At 52.5% G+C, this 14,092-nt stretch carries 13 protein-coding genes and 1 tRNA gene; 10 read left to right on the forward strand and 4 right to left on the reverse strand.

Annotation, left to right across the window (positions count from 1 at the left end; genetic code table 11):
• Window positions 1-54 precede the first annotated feature (54 nt).
• The gene (tgt, locus tag K8942_03605) at window positions 55-1,149 is read left to right on the forward strand and encodes a tRNA guanosine(34) transglycosylase Tgt (GenBank protein UPA22123.1); all 1,095 of its coding nucleotides are present in this window, start codon (window positions 55-57) and stop codon (window positions 1,147-1,149) included.
• An 83-nt stretch (window positions 1,150-1,232) separates the two neighbouring features.
• On the opposite strand, the gene rplU is transcribed toward tgt, so the two are convergent.
• Window positions 1,233-1,547, reverse strand: a complete 315-nt coding sequence (gene rplU, locus K8942_03610; GenBank protein ID UPA22124.1) for a 50S ribosomal protein L21 — start codon at window positions 1,545-1,547, stop codon at window positions 1,233-1,235.
• Between the two features lie 178 nt (window positions 1,548-1,725).
• On the opposite strand from rplU, the gene K8942_03615 reads away from it, so the two are divergent.
• From K8942_03615 to K8942_03635, 5 genes are all read left to right on the forward strand, one after another.
• Entirely contained in the window at window positions 1,726-3,093 is a 1,368-nt protein-coding gene (locus K8942_03615) for an FAD-binding oxidoreductase (GenBank protein ID UPA22125.1), read from the forward strand.
• 3 nt (window positions 3,094-3,096) lie between these two features.
• A complete protein-coding gene (locus K8942_03620; GenBank protein ID UPA22126.1) occupies window positions 3,097-4,440 on the forward strand; it encodes an FAD-binding oxidoreductase in 1,344 nt (447 codons plus the stop codon).
• A gap of 68 nt (window positions 4,441-4,508) precedes the next feature.
• Complete coding sequence (locus K8942_03625; GenBank protein ID UPA22127.1) at window positions 4,509-5,264, forward strand: MerR family transcriptional regulator; 756 nt, start codon at window positions 4,509-4,511, stop codon at window positions 5,262-5,264.
• Window positions 5,265-5,313: 49 nt separating this feature from the next.
• Window positions 5,314-5,388 (forward strand) — tRNA-Gln (locus K8942_03630).
• A gap of 230 nt (window positions 5,389-5,618) precedes the next feature.
• On the forward strand, window positions 5,619-10,178 hold the full coding sequence (locus K8942_03635; protein ID UPA22128.1) for a DUF11 domain-containing protein: 4,560 nt from the start codon (window positions 5,619-5,621) through the stop codon (window positions 10,176-10,178).
• 460 nt (window positions 10,179-10,638) lie between these two features.
• Here K8942_03635 and pth read toward each other — a convergent pair whose 3' ends face one another.
• The 3 genes from pth to K8942_03650 all read right to left on the reverse strand — a co-directional run bounded on the left by pth (window position 10,639) and on the right by K8942_03650 (window position 12,381).
• Complete coding sequence (pth, locus tag K8942_03640) at window positions 10,639-11,184, reverse strand: aminoacyl-tRNA hydrolase (GenBank protein UPA22129.1); 546 nt, start codon at window positions 11,182-11,184, stop codon at window positions 10,639-10,641.
• Window positions 11,185-11,274: 90 nt separating this feature from the next.
• Window positions 11,275-11,664, reverse strand: coding sequence for a hypothetical protein (locus K8942_03645; GenBank protein ID UPA22130.1), 390 nt, complete (start codon window positions 11,662-11,664; stop codon window positions 11,275-11,277).
• A 24-nt stretch (window positions 11,665-11,688) separates the two neighbouring features.
• Window positions 11,689-12,381: a PH domain-containing protein gene (locus tag K8942_03650; protein UPA22131.1), complete on the reverse strand. Its 693-nt coding sequence runs from the start codon at window positions 12,379-12,381 to the stop codon at window positions 11,689-11,691.
• Here K8942_03650 and lepB point away from each other — a divergent pair.
• The 4 genes from lepB (at window position 12,380) to K8942_03670 (ending at window position 14,088) form a co-directional block, all read left to right on the forward strand.
• Window positions 12,380-13,012 carry a signal peptidase I gene (gene lepB, locus K8942_03655; protein ID UPA22132.1) on the forward strand — a complete coding sequence of 211 codons (633 nt, stop codon included), beginning with the start codon at window positions 12,380-12,382 and terminating at the stop codon, window positions 13,010-13,012. The two genes, K8942_03650 and lepB, sit on opposite strands and share 2 nt — an antisense overlap.
• A gap of 105 nt (window positions 13,013-13,117) precedes the next feature.
• Window positions 13,118-13,309 carry a preprotein translocase subunit SecE gene (gene secE / locus K8942_03660; GenBank protein ID UPA22133.1) on the forward strand — a complete coding sequence of 64 codons (192 nt, stop codon included), beginning with the start codon at window positions 13,118-13,120 and terminating at the stop codon, window positions 13,307-13,309.
• 7 nt (window positions 13,310-13,316) lie between these two features.
• A complete protein-coding gene (gene nusG / locus K8942_03665; protein ID UPA22134.1) occupies window positions 13,317-13,862 on the forward strand; it encodes a transcription termination/antitermination protein NusG in 546 nt (181 codons plus the stop codon).
• Window positions 13,863-13,878: 16 nt separating this feature from the next.
• Window positions 13,879-14,088, forward strand: a complete 210-nt coding sequence (locus K8942_03670) for a hypothetical protein (GenBank protein UPA22135.1) — start codon at window positions 13,879-13,881, stop codon at window positions 14,086-14,088.
• Window positions 14,089-14,092: the final 4 nt, after the last annotated feature.

Genomic DNA, 14,092 nt, shown 5'->3' on the forward strand with positions numbered 1-14,092 from the left:
CAATTACCCATAACCCGACTAACTACCTGAAGAATTTCCGCTACAATAAAGCAAATGTTCGAGCTTCTTTCTACGTCACCAATGGGTCGCCGCGGTCGCATTCATACAATGCACGGTGTTATCGAAACTCCGGTTTTCTTTCCGGTCGGAACGGCAGGCGCTATGCGCGGCATGACGCTTGATGATGTGCGAGGACTCGGATCGCAGGTGCTGCTCTGCAACACCTATCACCTGCATATCCAGCCCGGAGAAAATACCATCGCTGAAGCGGGAGGATTACACGAATTTATCGGATGGGATGGACCGATTCTCACAGACTCCGGCGGGTTCCAGGTTTTTTCACTCGAGGGAAACCGGAAGATTGTCGAACATGGCGTGCATTTCAAATCACACATTGATGGCTCCCCTCTTTTTCTAGGACCCGAAGAAGCAATGCGCATCCAGCACACACTCGGAAGTGACATCATCATGTGCTTCGATGAATGTCCGCCATCGACGGCACCCAGAAAAAAACAGATCGAAGCGGTGGATCGTACATTGCGGTGGGCGAAGGAATGTAAAAAGTGGCACGAACAACTCAAAGCAGAAACCGGCCCACGCCCGTCCAAAACATCCGTCACCTCTCCCCTCCTCTTCGGCATCATCCAAGGTGGCCTCGAACGCGATCTCCGTGAAAAATGTGCACAGGAATTAATCGCGATCGGGTTTGATGGTTATGCAATTGGCGGACTGGCTGTCGGAGAAACAGAAAAAGAAATGTATGACGTCCTCGAATATGTCTGTCCGATTTTGCCAAAGGATAAGCCACGATACCTGATGGGTGTCGGTCGCATCAGTCAGCACAAAGAAGCGGTGAAGCACGGCATTGATTTGTTTGATTGTGTGATGCCGATGCGCGAAGCACGGCACGGAAAAATATATTTGAGTGACGGCACGCACATCAATATCCGCAACAGCGCCTTCACACATGATCACTCCATAATCGACAGCACATCCACTTCCGCCCTCAGCAGAAAGCATCTCAAGAGCTATCTCTCACATCTCTTCAGACTGAACGAGCGTTCCGCACAGACGATTGCCTGTATGCAGAATATGGCGGTCACACTGGAAGCGATGAAGACGTTACGTGAGGAAATAGAGTCTCTCTAAAAGGTTGCCAGTTATTGGTTATTGGAAACTACAAAAAAGATCTTCACTGCTAAAAACTATCACCTATAACCTCATACCTAAAGTTAGGCTTTGATGGAAACAACCTCTACTGCTGTGTAGTCCTGTCTGTGACCGCGGACGCGCAGGTAGCGCTTACGCTTCTTGAACTTGAGGACGCGGATTTTCTTGTCGCGGCCGTGCTCGATCACTTTCACGCTGACGCTGGCACCATCGACGAACGGTTTGCCAAGAACGACATCACCACCATCTTTCATGATCATCAAGACATCTTTGAATTCGATAGTCTTGTCCTTTTCAGAGTCCTGCAACGGGATCTCAAGGGTATCTCCCTCTTGGACCATTTCCTGAAAGCCTGCGATAGAAACGACTGCAAACATGAAAAATCGGGTTGAAAGTGCGGGGAGTGTAGAGGGTACGGGAAAGGAGCGCAAGGGCGATTTCTGGATTCCTGCAGCCTTGCCCAGAACCGCGGATTCGACTATAGAGGCATCCGGCTGCGGTTTGCAGCATCCCTTCTCCTTTTAGAAAATAGAAAAATCTGCTATAATAATAGGAATGTCACACACACCCCCACCCTCCCCCTGGCTTGCCCAGCTTATACAGGAACGTGCCGCTTTTCTGCTGAACGGTGACGCAGAAGCGGATGTCGCCGTTGTCGGCGCCGGTATTGCGGGTGTATCCACCGTCTATCAGCTCCTGAAACACACGGATCTGAAAGTCATTCTTATTGATGCCGGACGCATTGCACACGGTGCTACAGGCAGAAACGCGGGGCAGCTTGTGAGCTACTTCGAGCGTCCGTTCCCGGATATTGTGAAAGCATTTGGTTTGGAGATGGCAGTCGCCGGACAGCTCGCCGTGGAATCCGCCTGGGATATTGTGGACGATATCCGCTACGACTGCGGCCTGAAGACTCCTCTGCACATTTGTGCGGGATATGCAGGACTCACCGCTGTGGAGCAGATTATTCAGCACCTGGAAGAACAGGACCTGCGTGCAAAGGCAGGCATTGAACAGGAACCGATGCTCATAAAAGTGGACCCCGCTCTCATTGCCCAGATTCCGGTGCATCTGCAAAAGTACTGCACGCAGGTCCCGCAGTCTGTGATTATGAAAGCGCTGGAAACAGAAGATGACGCGTTTATTGCAGCGGAAATTGCGAAGAAAGGATGTATGAACAGCGCGCTTTTCTGTGAGGAACTTGTTGCACATCTCGCAACCCGCTTCCCGGAACGCCTGAGTGTTGTCGAACATTTGCCGGTTCACACCGTCACGCTCGAGAAAGACAGCGCCATTCTCCATACAAACAGCCACACGATTCACTGTACAAACGTCGTGCTCTGCACCAATGGCTTTGAAAACTTCACCATTGAAAACAATGCAGGCGAGCCAGTCGATGCCAGTTTTCATGCAAGCGTCAAAGGCCGCATTGGCTACATGGCTGCGTATTACGACGAACCGAACCAGGTGCCAATTGCCATCAGTTACTACCGCTCCGACATGAAGGGTGAACCGTACCACTACCTCACCCGTCGCCCCTACGACAAAGCAGCAGGCAGTAGCGGATCACTCGTGTGTATCGGCGGACCGGAGCGTCATTTGCCGGACAGCGCCGAGTATGACCCGCTCGTCGCTTTCCCCGCAGATATTGAAGAAGAGCTGGACCGCCAGCTCCGCTACAGTTACCACGATCTCCCGCCGCGTGCTGCGAGACTGTTTTTATGGCAGGGATTGATGGGCTACACCCCCAACCAGATCCGCCGTGTGGGATACGAGCCGAAGAACAAGGTGCTCCTCTATAACCTCGGCTGTAACGGCGTCGGTATTCTGCCGTCCATTTACGGCGGCAAGCGCATCATGCAACTCCTCTCGGGAATCGACCTACCGCCGTCCATCTTCGATCCGGCGCTCGGACATCTTTAATCTATGCACCCGACACAATCACCCTGGCTGGCACAGCTGAGCGCACGCGAGCCGCATGGTTTGTCACGCGATCCCGATGCAGATGTCGTCATTATCGGTGCGGGTATAGCGGGCATCGCCACGACCTATCAACTCCTGATGCACAGCGACCACAGCGTCATTCTTGTCGATGCAGGACGCATTGCACATGGCGCAACAGGCCGCAATGCCGGACATGTGGTGAATGAATTCGAACGGCCCATCAGCAACATTATGGAGGTGTTTGGAAAAGACATGGCACTCGATGCCCTGAAAAACGTGGAATCCGGTTGGGATATTCTGGAGGAAATGCTCTCCATGAGCGGCATACACGACTCCTACGAAGCCTGTGTCAGCTACAACGGCTTTGCAACCATTGATACGCTGCTGGATAACCTCCGCACCCACGACATCCGCAGTGCAGCGGGCATCATCCATGAACCGATTCTGGTCAAAAATGACCCCGCGATCCTTGCTCAGATTCCAGAGGAACTGATGCCGCACGTGACCCCGGTCCCCCACTCTGCGGTTCTGGAAATCCTGCACACAGATGACACGTCTTTTATCGGCGCCGAAATCGCACAGATCGCCTGCATGAACAGCGCACTGTTCTGCGAAGATCTGACCACATGGATGCTCCGCAAATTCGCTGATCGTTTCCAGGTGACAGAAGAGACACCTGTGACAACTGTTGTCCTCCACTCCTCTTCTGCAGAACTACACACCGCGACTCATCGCCTCACCGCCCGGCATGTCATTCTCTGTACCAATGGCTACAAAACAGTCCGCATTGAACAGTCCGCTGGCGAACCCATTGACCCCGTCTTTCACGCGATGGTGCAGGGTGTCGCAGGCTATATGACCGGCTACCTGGACGCAGAGCCTAAACCGGCACAGGCATTCAGCTATTTCCACCCGGAAGAGTACTACATCACCCGTCGGCCGTACGCGCTCAAAAACGGAAGCACCGCGTCGCTCACCTGTTTGGGCGGAGGAGATGCCGAGTTACCGGAGAATACCACTTTCGATCCCCTCGCACCGCTTCCTCCGGACGTGGAGCAGGGACTCGCGCACGAAATACTACATGTCTACAATGGCCTTCCGGATACAGCAACGCACACATTCCTCTGGCAGGGTCTGATGGGCTACACCAAAAATACCATCCGTCGCATTGGCTTCGAGCCACGCAATAACGTGCTCCTCTACAATCTCGGCTGTAACGGCGTCGGCATCCTGCCCTCCGTCTATGGCGGCAAGCGCATCCGGCAGCTTTTGAAAGGCGACACGCTGCCCCCGAGCATTTTCGATCCCATCAACGGAGATCGTTAAGATTTTTTCTTGACCCTCACGCCACGTCAGCCTTTAAGCTGCGTCTGTTTTCCAATCCCCTTAACCGTATGCCCTACACCGTCCAGCAACTCGCCGACCTCGCCGGCATCAGCGTCCGCACTCTGCATCATTACGATGAGATCGGCTTGCTGACTCCTATGCGTTCCCCAAAAAACGATTACCGTGCATACGGCGAACCGGAACTCCTGCGCCTGCAGCAGATTCTCTTTTTCCGCGAACTGGAGTTTCCGCTTGAGGACATAAAAGCGATTCTCGATAAGCCGGAATTCGATGTGGCGATTGCACTGAAGGATCATCGTGAACTCCTGACGCTCAAACAGAAAAGACTCGGCGATCTTCTGGAAACGATCGATAAGACACTTGCACATGTCACCAAGAAAAAGCCAATGGATGACAAAGACATGTACGGCGGTTTTACCAAAGAAGAAATGGAAACGTATGCCGCAGAAGCAAAAGAGCGCTGGGGCAATACCGATGCGTACAAGCAATCCGTTGAACGCACGAAGCATTTCACTAAGGAGGATTACAAGCGCATTGCAGAGGAAGGCGAAAATCTCATGAAGCGGATCGCCGCGCACATAAAAGACAATCCTGCGAGTGATGACGTACAGAAATTAATCGCCGAGCACTTCAATGGTCTGCGCACCTTCTATGAACCGTCGATAGAGCTCTATCGCGGACTTGGAAGCATGTATGTAGATGATGTGCGCTTCCGGAAGTATTTCGAGAAACATCACAAAGCTCTTCCGGAGTTTATGCGGGATGCGATGCATGTGTATTGTGATGGGCTGGAAGGACAGTAGAAGGCACATATACAGAGCGACAATCAATCGTGTAAGATTTGTCCGCTCTTGGGGAGTCGCCAAGTGGTAAGGCAGGGGCCTTTGAAGCCCCCATTCCATGGTTCGAATCCATGCTCCCCAGCCACTTTTTGTCTATTCGCTTAAGAAAACAGAAATCCTACATTTAAGTGTGTTTTTTCGATGTGTTCCACATTTTCTGATAAAAGTAGATTATACAAATTTTATACAAAAAAGTGACATATTTCTTTGTGTTATACGTCTCTATAGATACAGTTTACGGCGTTCTACACTTTCCTTGACAAATTATATTAATAAGGTACATTAACTCCCTTTTGTCCACTCTCCCTCATTTTTATGGTACGGTTCCACTCACTCCTCTCAAGTGCCCCAAAACGGCTCATTGAGCGCATACAGAAGAGCTTAGCCATTGTGGCCCTGACGGCGCTCGTTGCAGCGAACGTACAGTTTGAGGTGCAGAAGTTCACCGTCCTGCAGGCAAATGCCCAGGAAGCCACGCAATGTAACGACGGTGTGGATAACGACGGTGACGGCATGTTCGACATGGCCGACGCCGGTTGTACAGATATGGGAGATAACAGCGAATTCAATGTGGCTGTGGATACAGGAAACGACCAGGACCAGGGAGGCATGGATCAGCAGGACAATGGCCAAATGGACGTGATGGTTCCTGCAGCACAGTGTAGCGACACGGTCGACAATGATGGTGATGGAATGACGGATATGGCCGATGCAGGCTGTACGAGCCCGAATGACAACGATGAGTGGAATTTCATCCAGACTTCGTCTGCAGCGCCTCAGGCCGCTTGTAGCGACGGCATTGATAACGACGGAGACGGACAAACCGATATGAATGATCCGGGTTGTACAAACCCTGATGATGATAACGAATTCAATCCCCCGGCTTCATCTGCAGCCCCTGCAGCATGTAACGACGGAATCGATAACGATAACGATAACCGCGTGGATATGAACGATCCGGGTTGTACCAGCCCGTCTGATAACGACGAGTGGAACTTCGTCCCGACATCCTCTGCTACATCGTCCATAATTGTAGTGACGACTTCCCAGTGTAATGACACGGTTGATAACGACGGTGACGGACGCGTGGACTATCCGGCAGATCCGGGTTGTGCGTCTCCGGCTGATAACGACGAATTCAACATCATCGCTTCTTCCTCATCTGCAACATCCGTCAGACTTCCTCAATGCCGCGACTCTGTCGATAACGACGGTGACGGACGTGTGGACTACCCGGCTGACCTTGGTTGTACCGGCCCGAACGACGATGACGAGTTCAATATCTATTCTTCGTCTGCAACATCCACAATGAGCCAGGCATCGTCTACAGCCCGCCTCCCACAGTGCCGCGATAGCGTGGATAACGACGGTGACGGACGCGTGGACTACCCGGCAGATGCTGGTTGTACCAGCCCGAACGACGATGACGAATTCAACATCTACTCATCTTCTGCACAGTCTTCAACCGCTCGCTTGCCGCAGTGCCGTGACTCTGTGGATAACGACGGTGACGGACGTGTGGACTACCCGGCAGATGCTGGTTGTACAAACCCTGACGATGATGATGAGTTCAATATCTACTCTTCGTCTTCCTTTGCGTCTTCTACAGGCCGCCTCCCACAGTGCCGCGATAGCGTGGATAACGACGGTGACGGACGCGTGGACTACCCGGCTGACCTCGGTTGTACAAACCCTGACGATGATGATGAGTTCAATATCTACTCTTCGTCTTCCGCAATGTCCTCCGTGGCATCCAGCACGACATCTTCTACGCCAAACAACGGTTCTGACCTTAGAATCTCCAAGAGCGGCCCGACCACGGTGCTCCGCGGCAATGCTATTGCTTACACACTGACTGTAACAAACGATGGTCCGGCTACAGCGCAGAACGTGATCGTGACTGATGCCTTCCCGAATGGCTTCATCTACAACGACAACGCATCTGACAGCCGCTGTAACCTCGAAGTTGGCCAGGTCCGCTGTTCCCTCGGTTCTATGAACGTCGGCACACAGAGCCTCGTTCTCTCCTTCTCTGTTCCGAACATCAATCCTTGCAGCCCGGAGAATGTGTACAACACAGCCTACGTCAGCATCTCTAACGGTGATACGAACCTGAACAACAATACAAGCAACACTGTGGTAACCAACGTCATCTGTCCGGTTGTGAGTTCGTCTTCCTCATCTGTGTCCTCTTCCTCTTCCGCTTCTTCCATTCCGGGTAACCCAGACCTCAGCATCACAAAGAGCGGTCCGGCAACAGCAGGCTACAACAGCACAGTTGTCTACACGCTCACGGTCACAAACAGTGGCCAGGGCACAGCACAGAACGTGATTGTGACGGACGCCTTCCCGAGCGGATTCATCTACAACGACAGTGCATCTGACTCGCGCTGTAACCTCGAAGTCGGTCAGGTCCGCTGTTACCTCGGTTCCATGAACCCGGGCTCCCAGAGCATCAGCCTCTCCTTCCAGACACGCAACGTCATGAATCCGTGTTTCCCGGAGAACGTCTACAACACAGCATACGTCAGCACATCCAGTAATGATGCAAACCTGAATAACCACACGAGCAACACGGTTATCACAACGCTGAACTGTCCGAACAGCAGCTCATCCTCAAGCATGTCTTCCTCGTCTTCTTCCACAGCCAATAACACGGTGGACGTTGCGATTACAAAGACTGCCAACCCGCAGACTGTCACTGTCGGCGCCTCAACTGTCTTCACGGTCACCGTGACGAATAACGGCCCTGCAGCAGCACAGAACGTGATTGTGACTGATGTCCTGCCATCCGGCCTGACATTCATCAATGTATTCACGACAAACGGTACGTACGCAAACGGACAGTGGTCCATCGGCACTATGCAGGCTGGCGCAACCGCCCAGATGCAGATCGGCGCAACGGTGAACGTTGCCGGCACCGTCATCAATACAGCAACCGTGACATCCGCTAACCCGGACAGCAACCTCGGCAACAACACGGCAAGCGCGTCTGTCACCGGTATCCAGCAGACACAGACCGGTTGTATCGAAATCCTGAAGCAGACCTACAGCGCAAACGGCAGCCCATTCTCCACCATTGCTCCGTTCATCTTCAATCTCGACGGAAACAGCATGTCCACCACGAACGATTCCACAGGACACGCCCGCTTCAATAACGTCACGGTTGGTATCCACTCTGTCTCTGAAGTTGTCGTTCCGGGCTGGACCCTCATGAGCGTCTTCCCGCAGAACGGTACTGTGACGGTGTTTGCATCTGAGAACAACACAAGCTGCTCCACAGTGACCTTCCAGAACAAACTGAACAGTGTGTCTTCCAGCAGCTCTTCTTCCTCTTCTGTCCCGAGCAACAACGCGGACATGGCTATCACCAAGACGGCCAACCCGTCCACAGTGTCCATCGGCGCACAGACTGTCTTCACGGTCACAGTGCAGAATAACGGTCCGGCAACAGCACAGAACGTGATTGTGACCGATAACCTCCCGTCCGGCCTCACCTTCGTGAACGTTGTGACGACGAGCGGTACATTCTCAAATGGCCAGTGGAATCTCGGCACTATGAGCGTCGGCGCAAGTGCAACCATGCAGCTCACCGCTCGCATGAACGTGAACGGTTCCGTGACCAACACAGCAACCGTCACTTCCTCCACACAGGACCCGAACACCGGCAACAACTCCGCAAGCGCAACAGTCAGCGGTTCTGCGCAGACGGGTTGTATCGACATCTTCAAGACCGCAACCGACTATAACGGTAACCCGATCTACAACGTACCGAGCTTCACGTTCAGCCTTGATGGAAACCGCACGACCACGAATAACAGTGCCGGTCATGCACACTTCGACAACGTTCCGTCAGGAACACACACTGTGACCGAGTACGGCATGAACGGCTGGAGAATCCAGTCCATCAGCCCGAGTAACGGTCAGGTCACCGTGAACTCCAATGACACCTGTGCCAAGGTCTTCATCCAGAACCGTGAAACACATCACGACAACGACCACGAGCGCTTCACAATCAGCAAGACAGACGGACGCTCCACTGTCCGCCCTGGTGACCGCCTGACCTATACAATCACCGTCCGCAACCAGAGCGGCAACAGCACAACCGCAACCGTCCGCGATATCCTCCCGAACGACCTGCGCATCATCTCCGTTGGCGACAGTGGACGTGTGAACGGCCGCACCGTTACCTGGAACAACGTACACTTCTCCTCCTTCGATACCCGCACATTCAGACTCACTGTTGAAGTGGAGCATGATGCCCGTGGCACCATCACCAACCGCGCAGAAGTGAACGGCCGCACCGCGACAGACACTGACTACGTCGATGAAGACGGTACGAGCAACGCAAATCTCGACCTGACCAAGGACGCCAGCACCTACGAAGTCTTCCCCGGAGGAATGGTGGAGTACACAGTGCGCTTCCGCAATAACAGTGACGACACGCTCAGAAACGTCCGCGTGACAGATATCCTCCCGGCAAATGTCACCGTGATCGATGACGGCAACGCCGACAACTACAGTAACGGTCGCCTCGTCTGGAACATCGGTAGCCTCAGCCCGAACGCCAGCCGCACCATTCGCTACCGCATTACCATCGGCAACAGCTACACCGCCGGACAGTTTGTGAGAAACGACGTTGAAGTCACAGGAGACAACGGCCTCCGCGAACGCGCCTCCGCCGTCGTCCAGGTGATCGGTGCAGGTAACCTGCCGCAGACAGGATTCGGAGACCTCGCAGGAAGCGTCCTGACCCTCCGCCCAATTACAGGCAGCGCGAATAACAGCCTGCCCCTCTCCTTCTGGCTCGCTCTCGCGGGTCTGACAACCGGAACAGGAGCAGGATTCCTCCGCAAGTTTATTACAGGAGTCTAAAAACAATGCACCCTCTCTTACTGCAGACGATAAAGCGGTGAGAGAGGGTGTTTTTGTACCACCATGCTTATGGAATCAGGCGCCCCCCCGAGAATCAGAGGCTAAAAATGAAGAGAAAAATCTGTTGCTAGAAGAATTGGATAGCGCTCTTTCCCCTATTCTCGTAAAAATAAATGCATGGCTCGCGTCATTGGAACATACAACGTATCCCATTGAGGAAGAGCCTCAGCAAATTTTTGATATCCGTCTTCTGGTACGGCGAGCGGGATGTGAATTATTTTACGGTGATAACTGTGTACAAATACGCCCTGTGAAGCAAAAAACAGGAAATTTTTTCACAGTACAACTACGCCGCCAAGGCGACTCAGCAACCGTGTATGCACAAAAACGCATGCCTCTTTTGACAGCGCGACCTTATACAGAACCTGATGCGACAGAAAAGCAAAAGGAGTGAAACGTATCACAGTTCCATCACATACGTCCGCACCAACTCCTCAATCTCCCCATACACCTTTTTCAACGCATTATTTTCCTCCCCTGTCATCCCGCTCAACACCCAATTCGCCAAATCCGCTCCAGCCGGCTTCGGCCCGATCCCGATGCGAAGTCGCGGAAATTCCTCACCAAAGTGTTCAATAATAGACTTCAGTCCATTGTGCGTCCCCGCACTCCCCTTCTTCCGGAATCTGATCGTGCCAAGCGGAATATCAATATCATCACACAGAACAATCACCTGCGTCTTCGGATCCAGTCTGTAAAAATCCACAAGCTTGCGGACAGAAGTTCCAGACAGGTTCATATACGTCACCGGCTTCACGAGGAGTGCCGGCACAACACCCACGCGCGCTTCCTGAATACACGCATCGTATTTTTCACTCTCTTTCCACTCCCCCTGTCCATACGATTCTGAGAGCACATCAAGAGCCTGAAACCCCGCATTGTGACGTGTGTTGTCATACTGTTTCCCAGGATTTCCGAGACCGATGAGGAGCAGTGATGGCTTCATAGGACGAAGATACAAGAAACAAGCTGCAAGATACAAATAAGATACAACATAGAAAAACCCAATAACCAATTACCAATAACCCATCACCCATTAAGACACTCTTGCCAGCGCAACCATCAACGCATCCCGAAAACCATCCGCATCACGAGATTGCGCCGTCGCCCCGTGTTCATGGGCAAGAACATTCCGCATCTTATGATACTTCCAGAGCGTCTGGATATTCGGAAAACGGGCACCGCCTTTTTTCAGTTTGTCCGCCGTGTTTCCCTGGAACCCGAGTTCATAGAACAACTGATCCAGAATTTTATCGTACTCCAGAATGCGCATGGCAGGATCAGCCGCCTGATTTGTTTTTGCCATCATCGCCTGTATGCGCTTCACACTTGCCTCGCTCAGCTTGCGACCGTTGCGTGCTTTCCAAATGAGAAAGACAAATCCCGCAATCACAATCAGAACTATGGTGATGATAATTCCCTGCATAGAATCTCATGAAAAAAAATACAATTATTCTTCCTGATCCTGAAGCTGGATCTGCTGGGCAACGAGTGTGGCGAGCAATTCCTGCACCTGCTTGGCATCTTTCATGTTGCGCGAGTGCAGATACGTTTCCATGTTTTTGAGAACAAGTAATTCAACAGCCTTGGGATTGGTCACAAAATCCAACGACACTGCGGTACCGGTTGAAATCTTCTCGACACTGAGCGTCCCGAAGCGCAGCAACGTACCCCAAATCCCTTTGATTTCGTAACTGATTCCCTGCAGATCGCTGTAGAGCACACGCGTTGACTGGCGGTGAAACCACCCGAACCATGCGATATCAATAATCCCCTGGTCCGTAATCAGCCACGCATCCAGATAGTAATCAAAGAAATTCCGGAGCCACCAGACAAGAACCACGAATGTAATAATCGCGACCGCAATATACGCCCCGCGCACCTGCGCCAGCGTCATCAGCCACACGCACAGCAGCACAAAAAGTGTCGGCCAGAAAAGCGCCCGGAATCCTATAAGCCAGTGCTTATGCACCACTCGCACAAGGGTTTCATCATCTTCCAGGTGTTTTTTGAAGAGAAACTGATTGATCACTGGGCGATCCGGGAACAAATACACACACAGTGTAGCGCAGCCGGGCACGATGCAACATTGACCGCCCTTTGCTGTACACGCCGTATCCTCCGCGTTACACTGGATATCCATGGTACGCGAAGAAAAACAGCACGGGTTATGGTTTCATCTTCTGGATGTTGTCTTCAACATTGTCGTCATTGTGGCGATTGTTGCGGGTATCCGCACCTTTCTCGTCTCCCCCTTTCAGGTAGAAGGAAGCTCGATGGTCAGCACACTGGAAGACAACGAATATATTGTCATCAACAAACTCGTCTACTTTTTGGGTACCCCGGAACGCGGTGATATCGTCGTCTTCCGTCCACCCAATGATCCGAAAAAGTACTACGTCAAACGTGTCATCGGACTGCCGGGCGATACGGTTGTCATCCGCGATGGGAACGTGTTCCTGAAAACTGCCGGTTCTCAAGCGGAACAGAGACTGGATGAACCGTATCTGGATGCCAGAAACCAGGGAAAGACCTTCCGCCACCCGCCCGGACAGGGCGACGGCTCCGAGCAGGATTTTACCGTTCCGGACGATGCCTACTTCGTGATGGGAGATAATCGCCAGGGAAGTCTCGATTCCCGCAGCTTTACCCTCGAAAACGGGGCTGCAGAGCCGTATGTGACCAGAAGCGATATTAAGGGCCGTGTGTGGTTTGTAGCGCTTCCAGTCAGTAAAATCCACGCCGTCACCCACCACAACTACAACCTGGAATAGGGGTTTTAGCCGCTCAAAGACGCGAAAATGACCTTGCGCCCTGCTCCACTTTGGGTACCATAGAGGAGCCCCGAACGGGGTTTTTTACTGAGGCAACTCACTCTTATGAACGCTCTTACAACCTACTTCCGCGACGCACTCGAAGACCTCCGTCAGGTCCGTTGGCCCACCCGCCAGCAGGCTGTTCGTTTCTCAGGCATCGTGATTGGTTTCACTCTCGCTTGTGCCGTCGTATTCGGTATTCTCGACTTTGTACTCTCTCTGGCCCTGAAAGCCATTCTTTCTCTCGCTTCCTAATTTTCTCATGGCAAAACAAGACCCAAATGCAGGCCGGAACTGGTATGTGGTTCACACCTATGCCGGTTACGAGGATTCTGTCCGTCAGTCTCTGCTGCAGCGCGTGGAATCATTCCGCATGCAGGACTACATCTTTGATGTGCAGGTTCCGAAGGAGAAGCAGCTTGTTTTCAAAAAAGGCGATCCGATTGAAGAAGAGCGCAAACTGTTCCCGGGCTACGTGCTCGTGGATATGACTGTAACTGATGAGTCCTGGTATCTGGTCCGCAACACTCCGAACGTCACCGGTTTCGTCGGTTCCGGAAACATCCCGGTCCCTGTCACCCCGGAAGAATTCGGTGTGATCCAGCGCAGAGTCGGCGAACAGGAAGCCAAATTCAAGAGCGACTTCCAGGTCGGCGACCTCGTTATTATCTCCGATGGTCCGTTCAAGAACTATGAAGGAAGCGTGGACTCTGTCGATGTGGATAAGGGAAAGCTCACGGTGCTCGTTCTCATCTTCGATCGCGAAACACCGGTCGAACTCGACTTTACGCAGGTAAAGAAGAAATAAGATGGACCCGACCCACATGGAACTCACGGCCGAAGAAGTACACGCTGCCCTCAAGGCTGAAGGCATTGCTGTCGTTCCCGGCCTCAAAGCGTTGACAGATGCGGGGCCCAGCAAGATTTTTTCCGGCAAGAAAGAAGACGGCACTGTCTGGATTGTCCGCAAAACACTTGATGGATTTTTCTTCATTGAATACACACAAAAGAACGCTCCAGGGTGGAATGGGTGATTAT

The sequence above is a fragment of the Candidatus Peribacteria bacterium genome (assembly GCA_023038255.1).
In the GTDB taxonomy this organism is placed as follows: Bacteria; Patescibacteriota; Gracilibacteria; order Peribacterales; family Peribacteraceae; genus CALREJ01.